Annotated in this window: 1 protein-coding gene; it reads right to left on the bottom strand. The window is 67.4% G+C overall.

Annotation, left to right across the window (positions count from 1 at the left end; translation table 11 throughout):
• The coding region (locus OQ02_RS46530; protein ID WP_231500453.1) for a hypothetical protein at nt 1–208 on the bottom strand (208 nt) is incomplete at its 3' end.
• Nucleotides 209–451: the final 243 nt, after the last annotated feature.

The raw sequence follows: 451 nt of genomic DNA, 5'->3' as shown, positions 1-451 counted from the left end.
GATACGTCACGCGCGACGAGGGCCGCGGTGCCGGTAACCGCTCGGCACCCGCCGCACCGCCCGTCGATGTGCCGGAGCCGCCGAAGACGAATACGACCGCCACGATCCCGATGGCCAGAGCAGTCTGCTTACTCGTCCCGGCCGGCGCTCTCCAGTGCGCGCTGACCACTGTCCCGTCTTGCTTGGTGTACCCCTTGATGAACGGCAAGGCCGAAGCCCCCTCCCCTTGGTCAAACGCGCGCTCCCCGCGCAACCGACCAATGTAGAGGAAGCCACTGACAGTGAGTCACCCATCAGCCACCCTTCGTGATCTTGGAAGGCTTGGCGGGGATCCCGCGGGGCTGGCCACGGCTCCGGACCCACCAGGACACCGTCAGGCCGAGGGAAGAGGCTCCACCAGGTCCAGCGACCTGGTGGAGCCGTGGCGCATCACGCTGGTACGAGATAGGCC

This window comes from Saccharothrix sp. NRRL B-16314 (assembly GCF_000716595.1).
Lineage (GTDB): Bacteria > Actinomycetota > Actinomycetes > Mycobacteriales > Pseudonocardiaceae > Actinosynnema.
This window is presented reverse-complemented; position numbering and strand designations above follow the sequence as displayed.